We start from the raw sequence: 22,827 nt of genomic DNA on the forward strand, positions 1-22,827 counted from the left end.
TTTTATTTTACATATAAAATAAAAAGCTGTATCTGATTATTCAGATACAGCACTTAAAGTTAAAGTATATCCATAGTGATAAGTATGAGAGTATTCAAACACCTCACTATTTTGTAGTTTACAAACTTGACTTATATATAACAACGCTTCTGGTTTTGTTAAATCTAATAATCCTGCAAGCTCATCATTTGCTAAGACTGCACTTACTTCTCGTTCTGACATAGCAATTTTATATCCACATTCATTTTCAACATAATTATACAGTGAACTTTCACAATGAGATTTCTTTAAATTAGGAAATAATTTTACAGGCATATATGTTTCCATATACGAGAGTTTTACATTGTTAGCAAGTCGTATTCTTTTTATCTCCCATACATTTTCTTTTTCTGTAAGATTTAATTTATTCATAAGTTCTTCATCAGCTTCTACAATATTTAATTCAACTAATATATTAGAAACTATATATCCTTTGCTTTCCATCTCTTCAGTGAAACCGCTTACCGCAGATATATTATCATATACCTTGTTAGCTAAAACTATACTTCCAACACCTCGTTGTCTAGTTATATATCCATCTTTAACTAAATTATTAAGAGCTGATCTTACTGTCATTCTAGTTACATTAAATTCTTCACTTAATTGTTTTTCAGATGGAATTAATTCTCCTTGCTTTAAAGTTTTAGATTGAATTAAATCTTTTATATAATTTTCTATTTTTTTATAAATAGGTTCATTCATTTAAATTACCCCTTCTTTTTACATTTGTATATATATTTTTACATGATGAATATACATTTTATTATAGTCTATATTTAATATTTTTTCTATCACATAAATAAAAGGATATCTTAAAAGATATCCTCTTATTCTTTATATTCTAGCTACTCCTGAATCTATAGCCGCTTTTTTTATAGCTTCTGCTACATTTTTTGCTACTTCTCTGTCAAAAGCTTTCGGTAATATATTATTTGGATTTAAATCCTCTTCTTTTATTGAATCTGCAATAGCATTAGCTGCTGCAATTTTCATTTCTTCATTAATCTCACTAGCTCTAACATCTAATGCCCCTCTAAATATTCCCGGAAAAGCTAATACATTATTTACTTGATTTGGGAAATCACTTCTTCCTGTTCCTACTATATATGCTCCTCCTTCTTTAGCTAAATCAGGCATTATCTCTGGAGTAGGATTTGCCATTGCTAATATTATAGATTTTTCATTCATAGAAGCTACCATGTCCTTAGTTACACAGTTAGGTCCTGATACTCCTATAAATACATCTTTATGTTTTATTACATCTTTTAATAAACCTTTTTCATTGTTAATATTAGTAACTTTAAGCATTTCTCTTTGAGCCCAGTTTAAATCATCCATATTTTCTTCTAATGCTCCATTTAATCCACATAAAATAATATTTTTCACACCCATACTTAATAACATTTTCGCTATTGCAATACCTGCTGCCCCAGGGCCATTTATAACTATTTCAAGGTCCTCAAGTTTTTTATCTATTAATTTTAATGCATTTATTATTGCTGCCGATAAAACTATAGCTGTTCCATGTTGATCATCATGAAATACCGGTATATTTAACTCTTTTTTTAATTTTTCCTCAATTTCAAAACATCTAGGAGCACTTATATCTTCTAAGTTTATTCCCCCAAATACAGGTTCCATTAATTTTACAGTACGTACTATTTCATCTACATCTTTAGTATTTAAACATATTGGAAAAGCATCAACATTTGCAAATTCTTTAAATAGTATAGCCTTTCCTTCCATTACAGGAATTGATGCACTAGCTCCTATATCTCCAAGTCCTAATACAGCTGTTCCATCACTTATCACTCCAACCATATTACCTTTTGAAGTATATTTATAGGCTAAGCTTTCATCTTTAGAAATTTCAACACAGGGTGCTGCAACTCCTGGTGTGTATGCTATTGATAAATCATCCTTATCTTCAACTTTGACTTTACTACATACAGAAATTTTACCTTTATTCTCTTCATGTACCTTAAGCGCTAATTCTGCATAATTTTTACTCATAATCTTAACCTCTTTCATAATTGATTTTTATTATCTATTTAATTCATAAATGTTATTACCTTTACAATCAATCGCAACTATAACCAATAAATCCTCAACTTCCAATTTTCTAATTGCTTCTGCTCCTAACTCTTCATATGCTATTACTTCTGACTTTTTTATAGAATTAGATATATATGCACCAGCTCCACCTATTGCAACTAGATATGCACATTTATTTTTTTTCATAGATTCAATAACCGTTTGGTTTCTCTTTCCTTTCCCAATCATCAGCTTTAACCCTCTATCTAATAGTGGGGTAGTTAAATCATCCATCCTATAGCTAGTAGTAGGCCCTGCAGACCCTATAACTTCCCCTTCTTTACTAGGTGTTGGTCCAACATAATATATAGCTTGTCCTTTTAATTTAAAAGGAAGTTCTTTTCCTTCTTTTATACAGTTTATCAACCTTTGATGAGCAGCATCTCTAGCTGTATAAATAACACCACTTAAGCTAATCATTTCTCCACACTTAAGATTTTCTACTATTTCATTATCTATTGGAAGAGTTACTTTTTTCATTTTATCCCCCTTATATTTCAATACTTTTATGTCTTGATGCATGGCAGTTTATATTAACTACTACAGGAAGCCCTGCTATATGAGTTGGAAAAGACTCTATATTCACAGCAAGCGCAGTAGTATTGCCTCCCAAGCCTTGAGGCCCTATTCCCAGTTTATTTATCTCTCTTAATATATCTATCTCTAACATTTTTATATTATTATCTTCGTTATGTGTCCCTAAATCCCTAAGCAAAGCCTTTTTTGCTATTTGAGCACACTTTTCAACAGTTCCTCCTATTCCAACTCCTACAACTATAGGAGGGCATGGATTAGGACCTGCTTCTTTTACTGTGTCTATTATAAATTTTTTTATTCCATCTATACCATCTGAAGGCTTTAGCATTTTTAATTTACTCATATTTTCGCTGCCAAATCCCTTTGGTGCAAATTCTATATATATTTTGTCACCTTCAACTATATCGTAATGTATTATAGCAGGTGTATTATCTTTTGTATTAACCCTACTTATAGGATCTACAACAGATTTTCTTAAATATCCATCTACATATCCTTGTCTAACACCTTCATTTATAGCATCGGTTATATTTTGTCCATCTATTAGAACCGTTTGCCCAACTTTCACAAAAAATACAGCCATTCCTGTATCTTGACATATTGGCATTTGTTTTTCTTCTGCTATTTTGTAATTTTGAATTAATATATTTAAAACGTTTTTTCCCAATTCATTTTTTTCTTTTGTCTCATATTCTCCTATAGATTGTTTAACATCTTCCCCTAAGTATATATTCGCTTTTATACAAAGGTCTTTTACTGCTTCAGTAATTTGTGATGATCTTATAATTCTCACGAACGTATCCTCTACTTTCTTATTTAATATTCGACTATATTTAAACTTTATCATTTTTTATTTATTTTCACAATAAAAAAGCATATACTTTTCCGAAAGTATATGCTTAAATTGGGGATATATGAGTTTTATGGTTGTAAGAGATATTTAAAGTTTTGGGGGAGATTACTTTACCTCTTATATTAAGAGTATTTACCATTTTTTTGTTTTTATACATATATTTATAATTTATTTTTTTGATATATGCTTATTATCCTTTATATAAAATCTCCATAGATAATCTTTGGCTTCTTGTGCATAATCAATATTTACTCGTTTACTTTCTATAATATCAGATTTTTTAATTTCTTCGTCATTGTCCAGTATATATAATTCATCACCTAATATACTTTTAAAGTTTAATTCTTTATCTATTTTCAAGGCCTTACATAATTTTCCCGGACCATTACATATATTTTTCTTTTGATATGAACTTAATTCATCATAATTTTTTAAGTATCTGTTTTGAGAAATTAAATTCATTGGACTTACAGGTTCAACCGCTCTTATTAAAACACATTGTGGAACTCCTTCAATATTCGCCGATATATTTAAGCAGTGATACATTCCATAAATTAAATATACATATATGCATCCTCCATCCTGATACAAAGGTTCCGTTCTACTTGTTCTTTTATCATTGAAGACATGTGCAGCTTTATCTTCTATCCCCATATAAGCCTCTGTTTCTACTATCTTTGTAATTATTTGTTCTCCTTCATATTTCCTTACAAGGTATTTACCCAGTAAATCTCTAGCTAGAGTTATAGCATCTCTCCTAAAAAAATCTTTATCCATTTTACCACTCTTTCTTCAAGTTTAGATTTTTATATAATATCTTCAAATTTACAATTAGTTACCTTCTGTAAATCTATTGGACTTAACTCAACTTGATATCCTATTTTCCCGCCACTTACTATTATATTTTCTAAATTTTTAGCTGTTTCATTTACAAATGTCTTGTATAATTTTTTCATACCAATGGGAGAACACCCACCTCTTATATACCCTGTTAATTTATTTATATCACTTACATGTACCATCTCTATTTTCTTTTCTCCTGCTACTTTTGCAGCCTTTTTCAAATCTAAATTTTCATGAACAGGTATTACATATACATAAATATTTTTGCTTGTTCCATGTGTAACTAAAGTTTTATATACTTCATTTACATCTCTTCCAATTTTACTTGCAACAGATATACCATCTATATGATCATCTGAAACATCATATGAATACATATTATATTTTACCTTTTTTGAATCTAAAATTCTCATAGCATTAGTTTTTACTGCTTTAGCCATAATTAATACCTCCATAATAAATTTCTACATTTATTATAGACCTAATATAAATATTATTTCTAGGTTAATTTTATATTTATATTTTTAATAATTATTTTAATACATATAGTTTTTTAATTATATTTCTCTAGTGTACTCTTTTAACCAACTTTTCTCTTCTTCACTTAAATATGGAGAAATTTTTTCATATACTAATTTGTGATATTTATTTAAATATGTTATTTCATCTTTATTCATATATTTTATATCTATACCGTCTAAGTCTATAGGAGCATAAGTAATAGTTTCAAAATACATAAATTGACCATATTCATTTTTTATTCCCTTTTTAGCTACTATCTCATTTTCAATTCTTATTCCATATGAACCATCAACATATATCCCTGGCTCATTAGTTGTTATCATACCTTCTTCAATTATAGGGTTATTTACTTTACCATCATTAATTTTCCAATAAAAACTATTTGGCCCTTCATGTACATTTAAAAGAAATCCTATACCATGTCCTGTTCCACACTTATAATCTATATCACATTCCCATAATGGTCCTCTTGCCAAAACATCTAAGTTTACACCTCTTGTTCCATATAAAAACTTCGCTTTTGATAAGCAAATCATCCCTCTTACAACTGCTGTAAATTTTTCTTTTAATTCATCATTTATATCACCTAAAACAATAGTTCTAGTTATATCTGTTGTCCCATCATAATATTGCCCTCCAGAGTCTATCAAAAACAACCCTTCTTTTTCTAATTCATATTGATTATCTAGGACTGCACTATAATGCAGCATTGCAGCATGATCTTTATATGCTGCTATAGTATTAAAACTTGGTTCTATAAATCCATCTTGTTCTTTTCTTAAACTTTCTAATTTCTCACTTGCACTTAGTTCTGTTATATTTAATTTTCCTACATTATTTTTTAGCCAGTATATAAACTTTGTAATTGCAATCCCATCTTTTATGTGACTATTTCTTGCATTTTCTAATTCTACTTTATTTTTTATACACTTCATTTTAGTAGTTATATCAATGGATTCTATTTTTTTAATATCTTTATTTAAACATTTATATATATAATAACTAACTTTATTTGGATCTATTAATACGGATTCATCCTTATTTACAATTTTTATAAATTCATATATTTCCTCATAATTTTTTATAATTGTATTTTCTTTATTTAACTCTTTAATTATATCTTTATTAATTTTATCTTTATCTATAAATAAAAAAATAGCTTCTAATGTAACTATTAAATATGAAAGTACTACTGGATTAAAATCTACATCTTTTCCCCTTAAATTCAAAAGCCACCCAATATCATCTAAACTAGTTATTATATAAGTTATAGCTTTCATTTCCTTCATTTTTTCTCTTACTCTTTTTAATTTACTAGAAAAACTTTCACCACAGTAGCTTAAATCGTGTAAAAAAGCACTTTCAGTTGGTAATTTAGGTCTATTTTTATAAATTTTATCTACTAAGTCAAACTCATAAATAATTTTTATATTATTTTTATTTAATTTTTCTTCTAAACTTCTACCTAAATTTGCAGATACCACTTTTCCATCAAATGCAAATTTGCTTCCTTTAGGCATATTTTTTTCTAGATATTCAGGTATAGTTAAAACCCCTTCTTCATACATTTTAAAAAGCTTTATCTCACTATTTTTAAGTTCTTCTTCAGCTTGTATAAAGTATCTACCATCTGTCCATAATCCAGCTTCTTCTTGAGTTATAATTAAAGTTCCAGCAGAACCTGTAAACCCAGACATATATTGTCTGAGTTTAAAGAAATCACCTACATACTCACTTTGATGGTAATCTGATGAAGGTATCATATATGCAAATATGTCCTTTTCTTTCATTAATTCTCTTAATTTTGAAATTCTTTCATTAATCATAAATTAATACTCCCCCCATTAATTTTAATTTTATATAAATTTTAGGATATCTTCTTTACTTAAATTTTTTATACTTTCAAAAACTGCTTTAACTTTAACTGGATTTTCACCTATTATAAATATTTTATCCCCTAAAAAAATGGCTTCATCTAAATCATGAGTTACAAAAATAACAGTTTTCATTTCATTTTTTAAGATATATTTTATTTTTTCCATGATATTATTTTTTATTTTTATATCTATTGATTTAAATGGTTCATCCATTAATATATACTTGGATGGCTTCACAAATGCTCTCGCTACATTACACCTTTGTCTTATTCCCCCGCTAACCTTTTGAGGATACATATTTTTATACGTTTCTATATCTACTAAGTTCATATATTTATTTGTAATATTTTTTAATTCGTGTTTTTTATAAAACTTTTTCCCAACTAATTGTAAGTTTTCTTCAATAGTTAACCAAGGTATTAAACTGGCCTCTTGAAATATATAACTAATATTTTTTTTATCTATTTTTTTAAAATCAGTATTGTCACTTTTTAAAATACCCGATATTAAATTTAATAAAGTGCTTTTCCCACATCCTGATTTACCTAGGATACAGTTTACTTTATTATCATCAAAATCAATTTTAAAATTTTCATATATGCATTTTTCTCCATAATGTTTATCTAGTTTTTTAATTGATAAAGTCATTGTCTTCTCCATTTATAATTTCTTTTCATAATATACTTTTGAAGATTACTTAGTAGTATCGATATAACTAATATCACAACTATCCAAGCAAATATAGCTGATGTATTAAAATTAGTTTTTTCTATTTGTATCACACTTCCAACCCCATACATTGGTTGACCGTATATTTCACCTGCAATTATAACTTTAAACGCCAAAGAATATGTAGATACCAATATAGGAAATAAATTTATGTTAATTATAGGTATGTATATGTTTTTTATTTTTTCAACTAAATTAATATCATATATATAAATCATTTCAATTATGCTTTTATCTATATTTTTTAAGGCTCCAAGAACAGTTTCATATAAAATTGGAAACACAATAAATACTCCAATTAAAAATGGTGCTTTATCTTTATCAAACCATATTAATATCAATACTACTAAAATCATAGTTGGTACTGATTGTATAATAGTATTTATTGGTTTTAATAAATTACTAAAAGTTTTGCTTAAGTAAGATAAAACTCCCAGTACTATAGCCATAATCATAGATATAGCAAAACTTACACTAGTTCTTAAAATAGTCATACCTATATTTAAGTAAAAATTTTTTTGATTTAAAATTTCTCCTAAACTACTTAAAACTTGTTCCATTTTAGGAAGATATATATCGTTATTTATATTTATGGCTATCCCCTGCCATACACTAAGGAGTACTATACAAAATATTAAAACTTCTATATTATTTCTTGTAAAATACCTTTTCATCAGGAATTTTCCCACCTATAGATTTAACATCATATTCAGATAATATCTTGTAGTAGCCCTTATAATCTTTTATTGACTCCTCAACCCCTATAAATTGTAAATTTGCATTTTCTATAGATTTATTTATAACCTCTTTCTTAGTTCCAACTCCAATTTTTTCGCAATATTCTCCAGCTTTGTCTGGATTTGAATTTACAAATATAATAGATTCTTTAACTCCTTCTAGAAATAAATTTACAAACTCTTTATTATTTTTAGCAAAATCTGATTTTACAATTATAGTTGCCTGAGGATATCCATAATCTGATTTAGTTATATTCTTATATTCTTCATTTAAACTTTTTACTACTTTTATTTCTGGATTTTTAATTTTTAATGCAGTTAGTGCTGGTTCTGGAACTATTGCAGTATTTGCCTTTTTTGATACTATCATAGGAACTAATTCATTTGCAGAGTTTACATATGTAAAGTTAATATCTTTTTCATTTAATCCATTTGATTTTATTATAAACTTATTCGTAATATCAGGAGTTAAACCTTTTCCAGTGTTTACTACTTCTTTTCCTTTTAAATCTTTAAACCCTCCTATATCATCATTAGATACAAGATAAAAAGAACCCAGTCCTGTAGTTCCTGCAATTTCATAGTTTTTAGTTTTATTGTAAGCAATAGCTGCCATATTGGAAGGTACCACAGCAATATCAGCTTCTCCTTTCATTACTGTGGTTGATAGATTATCTGGAGTTTTTTCTATATTATAATTTACATTGTATCCATCTTTTATATTTTTATTTTCAAAAGCTAACTTTGACAAAGCTATTGATGGTAGTCCATCTGGCATGGATACTTTTACACTTACATCTTCCTTTAAATTTTCTTTGCTACTACATCCCGATAAACAAGCAATACATATTGCAAGTATTAATATTTTTATCATTCTTTTTTTCAATTTCATTCCCCCTTTGAATGTTTTGTCGCTATAATAGTAGCATATTAAATTTAGTAAATCAGTAATTTAAATATAAATTGATATAATTATGATTTTAACAATTTATATGATCATAAAAAAAGCTATTTAGTGAATTTACAAATTCACTAAATAGCTTTTAATTATATAAACGGATTATAGAATCTACTTCCATTTTTAAAAGTTATATACATTGAACATATTAATATTAATATTCCAAGTATTATAACTACATAATCACTCTGTCTAAATTGTTTAGCATTATACCATGTACGTTTTCTTTTGTTACCAAATCCTCTAAGTTCCATAGCGCAACTTATAATTTCAATTCTTTCTAAACTAGAAAATATTAATGGCATAAGTATAGAAGATATATTTTTAAGCCTTTTACTTAACTTTTCTTTCTTTGACATATCTATTCCTCTAGCTTGTTGTGCATATGAAATGTCATGATAATCCCTTTGTATATCTGGTATATATCTTAATGCAATTGCAACAGAATATGCAATTTTATAATTTATCCCTAATTTATTTAAAGATGCTGCAAATTCACTAGGATCCGTAGTCACTATAAATAAAAGTGCCATAGGTATAGTCGCTAATATCTTTAAGTTGAAATTTAACTGATAAAATAATTGCTCTGAAGTTATTGTATATGGACCTATTAACTTTAATAAATCTGTTCTACTTCCATAAATCTCAACACCTTGGTATGGACCTAATATAAATATAGCAATATTATTTAGTAACATAAAAAATAAAATAAAGTATACTACAAATGCTACATCACTAAATTTTATTTTAGATATTTTAAATACTATTAGACTAAATATAAACATTGATACAAGAACTCTAGTATCATAAGTTATCATGGCTGCAATAGACCATGTTATAAAAAATATAAGTTTAGTAGCTCCTGTCAATCTATGAATAGGCGAATTTTCTTTTATATATGATAGCATTGTTGTCTTCATACTCTTCTGATCCCCCTATCATAATTTATAAATTTATTTACAAAATTTCTAGAATCACTTATTCTACATTTTACCGCTAATTCATAAACGGATGTTTCTTTTAAATTTGCCTTTTTTATAACTTCTTTATTCGTTAGTATATTAGCTGCCGTGTCATCAGCTAATTTCATTCCATCAGCTAATACTATGGCTCTATTAGTGTATTCAAGCATTAAGTGCATATCATGAGTTATCATAATTATTGTTACACCTTTTTTATTTAAATTAAGTAAAAATTCCATAATTTCATTATAATGTTTAAAATCTTGACCTGCAGTAGGTTCATCTAAAATTATTATTTCTGGATTTAATACTAGTATAGATGCAATAGTAACACGCTTTTTTTGCCCGTAACTTAAAGCAGATATCGGCCAATTTCTATATTCATACAATCCACATACTTTTAGTGTTTCATATACTCTATCTTTAATTTCAGATTCATCTATTCCTCTAAATCTAAGACCTAAAGCTACCTCATCAAATATCATAGTCTTGGATATCATTTGATTTGGATTTTGCATTACTATTCCAATCTTTTCTGCACGTTCTTTTATTGAATCATTTGTTATTTCTCTATTATTTAAAAATATCTCTCCATTTGTTTGCTTATAAAATCCACAAATAAGTTTAGATATAGTTGATTTACCTGCTCCATTTTTACCTACTATACTCACCATCTCACCTTTATTGATTTTAAACGATACATCTTTTAAAATAGGCTTTTTCTTTTCATATTGGAACGATATATTTTTTAATTCTAATAAAACTTCGCTATTTTTGTAAGTATTGTTAATAACAACTTCCTTATCCCAGTTTCTAAGTTTATCACTAAACTTATCAATATCAATTGTATCTATATGTCCAGGTTTCATGTCTTTAGTTACATTAACACCTGCGTATTTAAGAGCTGTTATGTATAAAGGTTCACGAATTCCACTTTTAATTAGTATATCTGATGAAATTAATTCATCTGCATTCATATCAGCTACAATTTCACCATCATTCATAACTATAATTCTATCTACATCACAGTGAAGAACATCTTCTAATCTATGTTCTATTATAAGCATTGTTTTCTCAGTTTCATTTTTAATCTTTTCAATAAGTTCTATTGCACTTTTCCCCGTTGCAGGATCCAAACTAGCTAGAGGTTCATCAAATAATAATATATCTACTTCATCAACTGTTACTCCTGCAAGTGTAACTCTTTGTTTTTGACCTCCAGATAAACTATATGGAGATGATTCTAATTGTTTATCTATTCCAACTAATTTTGATACTTTTTCTACCATAGATTTCATTTTCTTTTGTGAGGTACAATCATTTTCTAATTTAAAAGCTATATCTTCAGCTACTGTTAATCCTATAAATTGACTATCTGGATCTTGAAGTACCGTACCTACAAGTTTTGAAATCTCAAATATGCTCATATCCTTAGTTTCTTTATCCATTATTTTCAAGCTTCCTTGACTAGTTCCTTGATAATAAAAAGGAGTTAATCCATTTATGCAATGAGCTAATGTACTTTTTCCAGAACCAGATGGGCCTACTACTAAAACTTTTTCACCTTCATATATAGTAAGATTTATATTTTTCAAAGTAGGTTTAGCTTGAACTCTATATTTAAAGGTAAAATCTTTGAATTCTATTATTTTCTTTTTCATTTAAATCTCCTTTTATAGTTCTTTATCTAAACTACCCGTTGGTATCTTAGTTTTTGCATAACTCTTAATTATAGCAGTTCCTAATATTGCAACAGTTAGTATATTTGCTGTACCACCTAAAAACCCTTGTAAATATACTTTTGATGCAGGCTCTGCATAAATTACTATATCTAATGTTGGGGCTACAACAAACCACGCAAGAGCATTAGCTATAATTTGAGTTATATTAAATAAAATTATTTCTTTTTTATTAAACTCTCCACCACTTATATTTATTTTTTTAGATATAAGACCTACAACTAATCCAACTACTGCAGATGCTATTACCCAACTAAACCATGGTGATCCATAAAATATAGCATCTTTTAAACAGTGTCCTATAAGACCTATTAAAAAACCTGCTAAAGGCCCATACATAAGTGCCATTAAAGCTAAGAAAGCATATGCGGTTTCTATATTTGTATTAGGGATTCCAGTCGGTATTGATCCAAAACGTCCAAGTATCATAAATACAGCAGATCCTATTCCAATTGCAACGATAGTTTTTATGCTAAGCTTATTTCCCATTCAGTCATCCTCCTTTTCTCTTTAATCCAGCTATTTATATCGATTTAAGGCGAATTATTATAATTTTTTTACAGTATAATATTCCCTATACTTTTAATTTTTTTTGATTTTTGTCATAACTTTTATTATAATTATTTTATCGAAACTTGTCAATTTGCCTATTTTCAAACCAATAATATAAAAGCCGATTTGATAAAATCAAATCGGCTTTTTCTATCTTTTTTTTCTTTTACTTTTATTTGACTTATTATTATTTCTATTATTTCCAAAATCTTTTTCTCTAGAGTTTTTATTTTGGCTTTTTCCTCTAGTATCTTCTTTTCTATTTCCTCTATCTTTTTTATTAGAGTTTGATTTTCCTTTATTATTAGAATTATTGTATCTACGATACTCTCCTCTTGGCTTAATTAAACATCTCGGTCCAAAACCTATTAAATCTTCTCTTCCGGCTTCAACTAATGCAGCATGTACCAGATCATAATTTCTAGGGGCTCTATATTGAAGTAATGCTCTTTGCATAGCTTTTTCATGCTTAGATTTTGGAACATATACAGGTTTCATTGTTAATGGATCCAATCCAGTGTAAAACATTGTTGTAGATAATGTTCCTGGTGTTGGATAAAAATCTTGAACCTGTTCTGGTTGATACTTAGTGTCTCTTAAGTATTCAGCTAATTCTATAGCTGAGTTTAAAGTTGATCCTGGATGTGAAGACATTAAGTATGGAATTATATATTGTTTTTTACCTACTTTTTCACTTAATCTAAAGAATTTTTCTCTAAACTTATCATATGTGTTACCTGCAGGCTTTTGCATATGTTCTAATACTTCTTCAGCTATATGTTCTGGTGCAACCTTTAGCTGACCACTAACGTGATGTTCAACTAGCTCTTTAAAGAACTTATCATTTTTATCAGCCATTACATAATCATATCTTATTCCTGAACGTACAAATACCTTTTTTACCTTAGGTAAGCTTCTAACTTTTCTAAGTAATTCTAAGAAATCAGTATGATCTACTTTTAAGTTTTTACAAGGTTCTGGGTGTAAACATTGTCTATTTTTACAAGCACCTTTAGTTATTTGCTTTTTACAAGCAGCATCTCTAAAGTTTGCAGTAGGTCCTCCGACATCATGAATATATCCTTTAAAATCATCTAACTCTGTTATATATTTAGCTTCTTCTAATATAGACTCATGACTTCTACTTTGTACTGCTCTACCTTGATGGAATGTTATAGCACAGAAAGAACAACTTCCGAAACATCCTCTTGAACTTACTATTCCAAATTTCACTTCCTCTATTGCAGGTATTCCGCCCATTTCTTTATACATTGGATGATAATCCTTAGCATATGGAAGTGCATAAACAGCATCTAATTCTTCTCTATTTAAAGGTGGCTCTGGTTTATTTTGAACTAAATATTTATCACCATGTCTTTGTATTATAGCTTTACCTCTATATGGATCTTGTTCATCATATTGAACTTTAAAAGCTTTAGCATAAGATTCTTTGCTTGTAGATACTTCTTTATATGATGGTATTTCAACATAATCATCATATATTTCATCTTTACTATCAGCCACATAACAAGTTCCATTTATATGTCTTATATATTTAGGTTCAAATCCATCGTTTAATGCATTTGCAACTTCTACTATTTGTCTTTCACTCATACCATATACTAGTAAATCTGCCTGACTATCTAAAAGTACAGACTTTCTTACTTTATCGCTCCAATAGTCATAATGAGCAAATCTTCTTAAGCTAGCTTCTAATCCCCCTATTATGATCTTAGCATCTTTATATGCTTCTCTTATTTTATTACAATATACTATAACCGCTCTATCTGGTCTAAGCCCCATTTTTGCTCCTGGAGAATACATATCTTTATCTCTATGTTTTTTACTTACTGAGTAATGGTTAACCATAGAGTCCATATTTCCTGAATTAACTAAAAACCCTAATCTAGGCTCTCCTAGTTTCATAAAATCATCTACAGTTCTCCAATTAGGTTGAGCTATTATTCCAACTTTATAACCTGCATTTTCTAAAACTCTAGATATTATTGCTGTTCCGAAACTATGATGGTCTACATATGCATCTCCTGTTACTAAAACAAAATCTAACTGTTCCCATCCTCTATCAATCATATCTTGTTTACAAACTGGTAAAAATTTATTCGTCATTCAATCACCTTCTTATATGTCATTTATATTTATTATTAACTAGTTTTAATAAGTCAAATCAGTTTTATTATCTAAGTTTCTATTATACCATTAAGTACTATTATATATATATTATTTTTTGCTTTAATGAAAAAAGTACTAATTTAATAATTAGTACTTTTCATATTATCTTAATACTGTTTTTGTATTGATATGACTATTTGAGTTTTTATATAGTTTATTTGTTTTGAATAAATATAAATATACACTTATTAGTATAATACCTTTTACTATACTAGATATACTTATACTCCACCATACTCCACTTAGCCCCAATATCTCTGGTCTTGATAAAAAATAAGCTATTGGAACCCTTGCTCCAGTTAAAATAGTTATGATGATAGATGGTATATATGTTCTTCCGATTCCCTTAAATGCTCCTGAAGTTATTATTTCTATGCACATAAATAATTGGGAATATCCTAGTATCTTTAGGTATTTTGCTCCTTCATTTATTGTTTCAAACTCATTTATAAATATAGTAAAAATTTTACTACCTCCAAAGATTAATATAACAGTTGTAATCAATCCTAATAAACTTGCTATTATTAAAGTTATTTTAAATCCTTTATTTATTCTGTCATATTTATTAGCTCCATAATTTTGGCCAACGAAACTACTAAGAGCTACTGCTATACCATCTGCCGTCATCCATGAAATAGCTTCTATTTGAGATCCTACTTTCTGTGCAGCTATAGCTACTGGTCCCCATGATGCAACAACGACTCCAAGTAACATTGCAAATATGGTAAACATTCCACCTTGTATCGCAACTGGTAATCCCAACTTACACAAAGACTTATAATAATCCATTTCAATATTTCTAAAAAATTTAATTTTAAAGTTACTGTCTTTTCTTTTTATAATCATATAAATGAAGCAACTACTTACAACTATTTGAGAAAATACAGTAGCTATTGCAGCACCAGCCACTCCTAACTTTGGTATTGGCCCTAATCCAAGTATTAATATAGGGTCTAATACTATATTAGTTACAAGTCCTATAGTATTTATTCTAAACGGAGTTTTACTGTTTCCCATACCATTAAATATTGCTGTAAATACAGGATTTATAAAATAAAATATCATTCCAATAGCAACTATTATTAAATATTCTTTTGACATATTTATTACATTAATATCTCCTAAATTAAAAAAACCTATTAAACTATCTTTAAATATTAAAAGTACTAATGTATAAATTAAAGCCAATATAATATTTACTTCTATTGCCGCTTTTATATATGATTTGGTTTCTTTTATATCATGTTTCCCCATGCTTTGTGCTACTTGAACTTCTCCCCCAACTCTGGATATGGTTATAAATGCCATAGCTAGCCAAGGGAAAAATCCTGCAGTTCCAACTGCTGCAACAGCACTACTTCCTGCTTTTCCAACCCATATCATATCAATCATGTTATACGCCATTTGTATAAATGATGTTCCCATTATAGGTAATGCTAGTTTTATTAACTTCTCAGTTATTTTCCCTTCTGTTAAGTCTATTCTTTCTTGCAAGAATTACACCCCCTGTTTATAGAATTTTCTGATATTAGTATTCACTATATAATAATATCTATATACTTTAAATTTTTCTATAATTTTAACAAATTAATTTGATGTGTAGATGAGTTTTTTAAGGGAATAAATATATTATTAAATTTTAAAATTTTCATGGAGATGAGTTTATGAGTAGTATAATAGTATTTATTATATCAGGTATTTTAGCTGGTGTTGGAATAGGATTAGTAGGTTTATCTGCAGCTTCAATCATTACACCTATGCTAGTAGCTATTTTAGGGTTTGATGCCTACAAAGCCATAGGTATAGCTTTATCAGCAGATGTTTTAGCTGCTGGTTCTTCATCTTTAACTTATTTTAAAAATAAAAATATAGATATAAAAAATGGAATCGTAATGATGATTTCCACAATGATTTTCACATATATTTTTAGTTATTTTGCTAAATTTATTCCAAGCAATACTTTAGGTTCTTCATCTATAATAATGACTATTTTACTTGGAATAAAGTTCTTAACTAAACCTATAAATAATTCTAACAAACAAAATATCACATATAAAAATTCAAAAAAACAATTAATTTTATCTATATTTTGGGGTGCATTAGTAGGAATAGTTTGTGGTGTTTTAGGCGCTGGTGGAGGTGTAATGCTTCTATTAGTTTTAACTAGTGTTTTAGGGTATCAACTTAAAATAGCAGTTGGTACTAGTGTGTTTATAATGTCGTTTACAGCTCTTACAGGTGCAGTTGCTCATATTGTTCATGGTGGTACTGATTTAAAAGCCCTTTTACTATGTAGTATATGTGCTTTAATATCTTCTAAAGGTGCTGCTAAGTTTGCAAATAAAACAGATAATAAAAAGCTTAATAAAACAGCTGGAGTTTTTTTAATACTATTTGGCATAATACTTCTTTTAATTAAGTTATTAAAGTAAAGTATTATAATTTTCGTTAAAATAGGTATGATTTGATAAATATCAAATCATACCTATTTTTATAGAGATTTATATAATATATCTAGCCTATTGTTTATACTCTTATACTCACTTACCATCTCATTTAAATGTTGAAAAATACCTTTATCTAAATGCTCATCTTTATACGAATCTAAAAGATTACTACCTCCTTCAATACCCATATCTACAGCACTTATAGCATGTTCTATAACTTCTTTATCACTATCTATAAACATGTCTTTTAACTTTTCAAATATACTAGCCATTTCACCAGTAACTCCCAATGAATCTGTAGGTTCTCCGCCTAATTTTTTTATATATGAACTTACCTTTTCATCTTGTTCTCTAAATATAAACATTATTCTTCTTAACTCATTTTTTAATTCTTCATTTTTAGCTTTATCTTGGTATACTCTAAATGTATCTGCACCCATGTGAATTCCTCTTAGGAATTTATTTAATTCTTTTATTAGAGTTTCATTTTTATCCATTAATATCACCTCATCATTAGTTTCTTTCTTATTTCTAACTTTATTCATTTATATTAAATTTCGTTCAAATCTTCTACATCTATTAATCATAAACTCCATTGTATTTAAAAATTCATCTACTTCTTCGCATGTATTATATAATCCAAAACTTGCTCTTACCATTCCTGCTGCTTTACAATCTCTATTTAGTAAAGCTTTAGCATCTGAATCGCTTATACCTAATAGTCTTCTTACATAAGTATGCGCACAAAACGCACCTTGTCTAACAGCAATTCCCCTTATATAGGATAATTTATCTGCAACAGAATCAAAGTTTATTCCATCAACATTAAACGAAATCACACCTAATCTTTCCTTACAACTAGAATCTCCATATAAAACTACCCTATCTATATCTTCTAATCCCTTTATTAATCTATTTTTTAAAATATCTTCATGTTGCTTAACATTTTCTAAACCTATTTCCTTTAATTTATTCATTGCTGTATACAAAGCTATAACTCCTAAATAGTTAGGTGTCCCTGCTTCAAATTTAGATGGTAAATCACTCCAATATATATCATAATCAAAAACTAAATCTACAGCTCCTCCACCTTTTAAAAATGGCTCTTTATTTTCTAGTCCTTCTTTAAGACCTATAACTAATCCACTTCCATATGGAGCATACATCTTATGTCCTGATAATGCCAAATAATCTATAGCATCATCATTTCCTGTTCCTTTCATGTTTATATCTCTATGTGCAGCTAATTGAGCAGCATCTACAACGATTTTTGCTCCATATTTATGTGCTATTTTTGCTATTTCATTTATTGGATTTACATAACCTGTAACATTTGATGCTCCTGTAACTGTAACAAGTTTAACTTCTCCATTATTGTTTATTAATTCTTTTTCTATATCTTCTACTTTAAGCTTTCCTTCTTCATCAACTTCTATATATATTAAATTTGAATTATATCTCCAAGGCAAATCATTAGCATGATGTTCCATTCTGGTAGTTATTACTTTATCATACTTACTATTTAGTAATGCATTTGCTAATAAATTCATTCCTTCTGTAGTATTTTTAGTAAATATAACTGTATAGTTATCATCATTTGCTAAGTTAAAAAACTCTTTTACATAATCTCTACATTTTTCATATACTCTAGTTGAGTATTCTGATTTAGGACCTTTACCTCTTCCTATAGATCCGTACATTTGCATATGCTTAAAAATTTCCTTGTCAACACATTTTAAAGGTGGCGTTGTTGCTCCATTATCAAAACATATAGGAGTAACATAAGCTCCATCTTCTAGTTTTATAGTCAGATCTACTCCATCAAACATATGTCTATAATCCATTAACTGTTTACTCATTATTAATCCCCCTATATAAAGTTGTCTTATTAAAGACAAAATAATATTCTTATTTTAAGCTATTCAACGTTGACTTGTAATGTTCTTTTAAATAATTTTATTAAATTTACATATAATAAAATTACATCTTATTTCCCTCTCATTTTTCCATAGTTTAAAACAAAAAAAATCCGCATAGTAAACACTATACGGATTTTTTCTATTTTAAATCTTTAAATTTTTCTTTGAATAATTCGCCTAAAGATCCTAAAGATTCTTCAGTTTCTAAAAACTCTGAGTAATCTTCTTCTGGTTCTTTATTTGCTTCTTTTAAAGAAACTACCATTCTTTTTTCTTTATTTTTTATGTCTATTATCATAACTTCTATTTCATCGTCAACATTTACAACATGTGAAACTTTCATAACTCTTTCTTCACTTAATTCAGATATTGGTAAAAATGCTTCAACTCCAAGTTTAACTTCTACAAAAGCTCCTTTTTCTATAAGCTTTAATACTTTAACTTTTACTATATCTCCGACTTGCATGTTTTCTCTTACTTCATTCCAAGGATCATTATTTATATCTTTTATAGCAAGTCCTATTTTTTTATTTTCTTTATCTATTTTTATAACATATACATCAACTTCTTGACCTTCTTTAACAACATCTTCAACCGAATCTACTCTATGCCAAGCTAATTCATTTATATGAGCTAATCCTTCTATTCCACCTAAATCTATAAATGCGCCATAGCTCATTATCTTACTTACTTTACCAGTTCTTTTTTGACCTATTTCTAAAGAGTTAAATAAATCTTCTTTAGCTTTTTTAACCTTTGCTCTATGAGCTTCTTTCTCTGCTTTTATTCTTGCTCTTTCTTCTGCCTTTTGTATATCTAATCTTTCTTGAGCTACTTCTCTGTGAGATGCTACTATTCTGTTTCTTCTTAAATCCATCTCTATCATATAAACTTCTAAGTCACGACCAATATAAGCTGCTGTATTGTTTACAAACTTAACATCTATTTGAGAAAGAGGTATAAATACAGTTTCAGTTTTATAGTTTGCAAATAATCCCTTTTCAATACTTCTTTCAACATGTACTGTTAGAATAGTATGATTATCTAATGCTTCTTTTAATTCTTTTCTAGTTTCTTCAACTAATGCTTTTTTTACTGATAAATATATTATCCCATCTTTGCGTTGTACTTTTGTTATTTCACCACTTATTTCTTGACCTACTTCATACTTATCTTTTATCTCTTGATTTTTATCTAATACAAGTTCTGATTTAAGTATAATTCCATCAAATCCATAGCTTAATTCAACACGAATTTCATCATATAATACCTTAGTTATTTTACCTGTTACTATTTGACCGATCTTTAAACTACTCATTTCTTTTTCTTGTTGCGCTAAAAGTTCTTCCATAGTTTGATTATTATCCATCAATTTTCATTCCTTTCTATGTAAACGTTTATAATATTTTTATATTTAATCACCTATTATTATATCACTAACATTTAATTCTTTATATTAATAATTAGACTTCTTTTTTAAAAAATATTTCTTTTATATATTCTTCGTTAAAATTCACCACTAAATTTCCAGGGAAATCTACTTCGTTCAATATTTTTTCGCAATTTTTAAAATCCCCAACTTGATAGTATATATGAGCATCGCTTCCTAAAATAACTTTTACTTCATATTTTTTGCAAAGTTTTAACATTTTTTTTGCATTTTCTATAGCTCCTACTCTAAAGCTATTTGGTCTTAATGATGAATTGTTTATTTCTAATAATGTATTTGTTTCCTTAGCTTTCTTTACTACCTTTTCATAGTCAACCGGATATCTGCTATCATCTAAATGTCCTATTATTTTTACTTCTTTATTTTCCATTACATTTATTATAGCTTTTGTATTTTCTTCTTTACTACCCCCTGATATACAAGGTGGATGAAAGCTAGCAATTACATAATCTAATTTTCCAATAACATCTTCAGGTATATCAACTTTTCCTTCAAAATCCATTATATTAGCTTCTATTCCTTTTAGCATTCTAACTCCATTAATTTCACTTTTTATGACTCCTAAATTCCCAAAATAATATGGATGAGTGCTTCCAGGCATATTAGGTGCGTGATCCGATACCCCTAAATATTTTAAATTTTTTTCTTTTGCTTCGTCTATATTCTCTTTTAATGTGCTATATGCATGTCCACTTGCTACCGTGTGACAATGCAAATCTATAAGTGCCTTCATAGTTAAGCCTCCTAATTCATAACGTTTATTTTTCATTATATAATAATTTTATATTATTTTCCAAAATATATTACCATAGTTTAACTCTTATAAGTTAAAAAGCTATGATAATATATTTATATATTATCATAGCTTTTTTCATATATTTTTATTCTTTTGTCTGAGTCAACTCTAGGTTTGGTTGACTTGAAGATTTAACAGACAAGGTCTTTTTATAGAATATACTAAAGAATACTATAGTTGTAAGTGCCGCAAGTATATCAGCAACTGGTTCAGCCATTAATACCCCTTGTAATTTATTTTCTAAAAACATAGGTAGTATAAATATTAATGGTATTAATAATATTATTTTTCTAAGTAAAGCTAATATCATTGATATTTTAGCCTGACCTAGCGCAAGGAATGTCTGTTGACAAGCTATCTGAGCCCCAAATAAGAATATTCCTGCAAAGTAAATTCTCATACTCCATACTGTTATTTCTACAAGTTGAGGATTACTATTAAATATTGATACAAATACTTGTGGGAATATCATTATAGCTCCCCACATAACTATCGTATATATCAAACAACTCATTAATAAAAGTTTAAATGTTTTTCTAACCCTATCTAATTTATCTGCTCCATAGTTGAAACTTATTATCGGTTGAGCCCCTTGAGTTAATCCCATCATAGGTAAAAGTATTATTTGCATAACACTACTCATTATCGTCATAGCTCCTATTGCTAAGTCTCCTCCATACTTTGCAAGGTTATTATTCATTGATATTATAACTAAGCTCTCTGTAGCTTGCATTATAAAAGGTGATATCCCTAAAAGTAAAACAGGTCCAATAACTTTTAGTTTAGGCACTATATAATTTTTTCTTATTTTCAGTACACTTTTCTTTCCAAGTAAGAAGAATAATACCCATATAGCAGAAACGAACTGTGCAGTTATAGTTGCGAGAGCTGCACCTTTTACTCCCATTCCAAATCCAAAAATCAGTATAGGATCTAGTACTATATTTATAACAGCACCTATCATAACAGTCATCATACCAGTCTTTGCAAATCCTTGAGTATTTATGAATGGATTCATGCCTAGCCCTATTTGAACAAATATAGTTCCTATAAGATATATACCTATATAATCATTTGCATACCCTATTGTATCTTTACTTGCTCCAAATGCCCAAAGTATATCTTCCTTAAATATTAAAAATGATAGCGTTAATATAATTGATAATATTATTAGCATAGAAAAACTATTTGTCATTATTTTTTCTGCACCATCATTATCTTTTTCTCCCATCTTTATTGCAGCTAAAGGAGCTCCCCCCATACCTACTAATGCACTAAATGCTGAAACTATCATTATTATTGGGAATGCTACTCCTACCCCTGCCATAGCAAGTTCTCCATTTGGCATCCTACCAATAAATATTCTATCTACTATGTTATATAATACATTTACTAACTGTGCTATTATAGCTGGTAAAGCTAATTGAAATAACAGCTTACCAACACTACCTTTTCCCAAATCTGTAGCTTGCTTCGCCATGTATAAACCTCCACCTTAATATATTAGATTATATAATATCATATTTATAATGAACTTTAAACATTTTATTTTAAAACGTTTGAAGTTTTTTAAATTTAATTTT

Annotated in this window: 21 protein-coding genes; 1 reads left to right on the forward strand and 20 read right to left on the reverse strand. The window is 28.0% G+C overall.

Annotation, left to right across the window (positions count from 1 at the left end; translation table 11 throughout):
• Window positions 1–36: 36 nt before the first annotated feature.
• The 15 genes from ATCC9714_RS16020 to ATCC9714_RS16090 form a co-directional block, all read right to left on the reverse strand.
• Window positions 37–741 carry a GntR family transcriptional regulator gene (locus ATCC9714_RS16020; protein ID WP_055333197.1) on the reverse strand — a complete coding sequence of 235 codons (705 nt, stop codon included), beginning with the start codon at window positions 739–741 and terminating at the stop codon, window positions 37–39.
• A 132-nt stretch (window positions 742–873) separates the two neighbouring features.
• Window positions 874–2,052 carry an NAD(P)-dependent malic enzyme gene (locus ATCC9714_RS16025; RefSeq protein WP_057539057.1) on the reverse strand — a complete coding sequence of 393 codons (1,179 nt, stop codon included), beginning with the start codon at window positions 2,050–2,052 and terminating at the stop codon, window positions 874–876.
• A gap of 30 nt (window positions 2,053–2,082) precedes the next feature.
• Window positions 2,083–2,613 carry a Fe-S-containing hydro-lyase gene (locus ATCC9714_RS16030; RefSeq protein WP_021122573.1) on the reverse strand — a complete coding sequence of 177 codons (531 nt, stop codon included), beginning with the start codon at window positions 2,611–2,613 and terminating at the stop codon, window positions 2,083–2,085.
• 10 nt (window positions 2,614–2,623) lie between these two features.
• The gene (locus ATCC9714_RS16035) at window positions 2,624–3,463 is read right to left on the reverse strand and encodes a fumarate hydratase (protein WP_021127801.1); all 840 of its coding nucleotides are present in this window, start codon (window positions 3,461–3,463) and stop codon (window positions 2,624–2,626) included.
• Between the two features lie 228 nt (window positions 3,464–3,691).
• Window positions 3,692–4,300, reverse strand: coding sequence for a DNA-3-methyladenine glycosylase (locus ATCC9714_RS16040; protein ID WP_055330956.1), 609 nt, complete (start codon window positions 4,298–4,300; stop codon window positions 3,692–3,694).
• Window positions 4,301–4,329: 29 nt separating this feature from the next.
• The gene (ybaK, locus tag ATCC9714_RS16045; protein WP_021122568.1) at window positions 4,330–4,806 is read right to left on the reverse strand and encodes a Cys-tRNA(Pro) deacylase; all 477 of its coding nucleotides are present in this window, start codon (window positions 4,804–4,806) and stop codon (window positions 4,330–4,332) included.
• Window positions 4,807–4,923: 117 nt separating this feature from the next.
• The gene (locus tag ATCC9714_RS16050) at window positions 4,924–6,714 is read right to left on the reverse strand and encodes an aminopeptidase P family protein (protein WP_057545887.1); all 1,791 of its coding nucleotides are present in this window, start codon (window positions 6,712–6,714) and stop codon (window positions 4,924–4,926) included.
• 30 nt (window positions 6,715–6,744) lie between these two features.
• On the reverse strand, window positions 6,745–7,413 hold the full coding sequence (locus tag ATCC9714_RS16055) for an ATP-binding cassette domain-containing protein (protein ID WP_054630745.1): 669 nt from the start codon (window positions 7,411–7,413) through the stop codon (window positions 6,745–6,747).
• Window positions 7,410–8,168 (reverse strand): ABC transporter permease, encoded by a 759-nt coding sequence (locus ATCC9714_RS16060; protein ID WP_077065746.1) that lies wholly within the window; start codon window positions 8,166–8,168, stop codon window positions 7,410–7,412. Before ATCC9714_RS16060 ends, ATCC9714_RS16055 begins: the two co-directional genes overlap by 4 nt.
• Complete coding sequence (locus ATCC9714_RS16065) at window positions 8,143–9,117, reverse strand: ABC transporter substrate-binding protein (protein WP_054630746.1); 975 nt, start codon at window positions 9,115–9,117, stop codon at window positions 8,143–8,145. The genes ATCC9714_RS16060 and ATCC9714_RS16065 overlap by 26 nt, the downstream gene beginning before the upstream one ends.
• A 161-nt stretch (window positions 9,118–9,278) precedes the next feature.
• A complete protein-coding gene (locus tag ATCC9714_RS16070; protein ID WP_054630747.1) occupies window positions 9,279–10,109 on the reverse strand; it encodes an energy-coupling factor transporter transmembrane component T family protein in 831 nt (276 codons plus the stop codon).
• Window positions 10,106–11,812, reverse strand: coding sequence for an ABC transporter ATP-binding protein (locus tag ATCC9714_RS16075; protein ID WP_057545886.1), 1,707 nt, complete (start codon window positions 11,810–11,812; stop codon window positions 10,106–10,108). Before ATCC9714_RS16075 ends, ATCC9714_RS16070 begins: the two co-directional genes overlap by 4 nt.
• Before the next feature lie 12 nt (window positions 11,813–11,824).
• A complete protein-coding gene (locus tag ATCC9714_RS16080; RefSeq protein WP_057545885.1) occupies window positions 11,825–12,379 on the reverse strand; it encodes an ECF-type riboflavin transporter substrate-binding protein in 555 nt (184 codons plus the stop codon).
• A gap of 213 nt (window positions 12,380–12,592) precedes the next feature.
• Complete coding sequence (locus ATCC9714_RS16085; protein WP_057545884.1) at window positions 12,593–14,569, reverse strand: YgiQ family radical SAM protein; 1,977 nt, start codon at window positions 14,567–14,569, stop codon at window positions 12,593–12,595.
• A 165-nt stretch (window positions 14,570–14,734) separates the two neighbouring features.
• Entirely contained in the window at window positions 14,735–16,057 is a 1,323-nt protein-coding gene (locus tag ATCC9714_RS16090) for an MATE family efflux transporter (RefSeq protein WP_409339675.1), read from the reverse strand.
• Window positions 16,058–16,296: 239 nt separating this feature from the next.
• Here ATCC9714_RS16090 and ATCC9714_RS16095 point away from each other — a divergent pair, with 239 nt between their 5' ends.
• A complete protein-coding gene (locus tag ATCC9714_RS16095; protein WP_021122549.1) occupies window positions 16,297–17,064 on the forward strand; it encodes a sulfite exporter TauE/SafE family protein in 768 nt (255 codons plus the stop codon).
• Window positions 17,065–17,123: 59 nt separating this feature from the next.
• On the opposite strand, the gene ATCC9714_RS16100 is transcribed toward ATCC9714_RS16095, so the two are convergent.
• The 5 genes from ATCC9714_RS16100 to ATCC9714_RS16120 form a co-directional block, all read right to left on the reverse strand.
• Window positions 17,124–17,576: a DUF2383 domain-containing protein gene (locus ATCC9714_RS16100; protein ID WP_057545882.1), complete on the reverse strand. Its 453-nt coding sequence runs from the start codon at window positions 17,574–17,576 to the stop codon at window positions 17,124–17,126.
• 48 nt (window positions 17,577–17,624) lie between these two features.
• The gene (locus ATCC9714_RS16105) at window positions 17,625–18,938 is read right to left on the reverse strand and encodes an aminotransferase class V-fold PLP-dependent enzyme (RefSeq protein ID WP_077065745.1); all 1,314 of its coding nucleotides are present in this window, start codon (window positions 18,936–18,938) and stop codon (window positions 17,625–17,627) included.
• A gap of 199 nt (window positions 18,939–19,137) precedes the next feature.
• On the reverse strand, window positions 19,138–20,367 hold the full coding sequence (locus ATCC9714_RS16110) for a 30S ribosomal protein S1 (protein ID WP_057545881.1): 1,230 nt from the start codon (window positions 20,365–20,367) through the stop codon (window positions 19,138–19,140).
• 94 nt (window positions 20,368–20,461) lie between these two features.
• Window positions 20,462–21,181 (reverse strand): phosphatase, encoded by a 720-nt coding sequence (locus ATCC9714_RS16115; RefSeq protein ID WP_054630754.1) that lies wholly within the window; start codon window positions 21,179–21,181, stop codon window positions 20,462–20,464.
• 148 nt (window positions 21,182–21,329) lie between these two features.
• Window positions 21,330–22,724: an MATE family efflux transporter gene (locus ATCC9714_RS16120; RefSeq protein WP_021127785.1), complete on the reverse strand. Its 1,395-nt coding sequence runs from the start codon at window positions 22,722–22,724 to the stop codon at window positions 21,330–21,332.
• Window positions 22,725–22,827 lie beyond the last annotated feature (103 nt).

It is taken from the genome of Paraclostridium sordellii (genome assembly GCF_000953675.1).
Lineage (GTDB): Bacteria > Bacillota > Clostridia > Peptostreptococcales > Peptostreptococcaceae > Paraclostridium > Paraclostridium sordellii.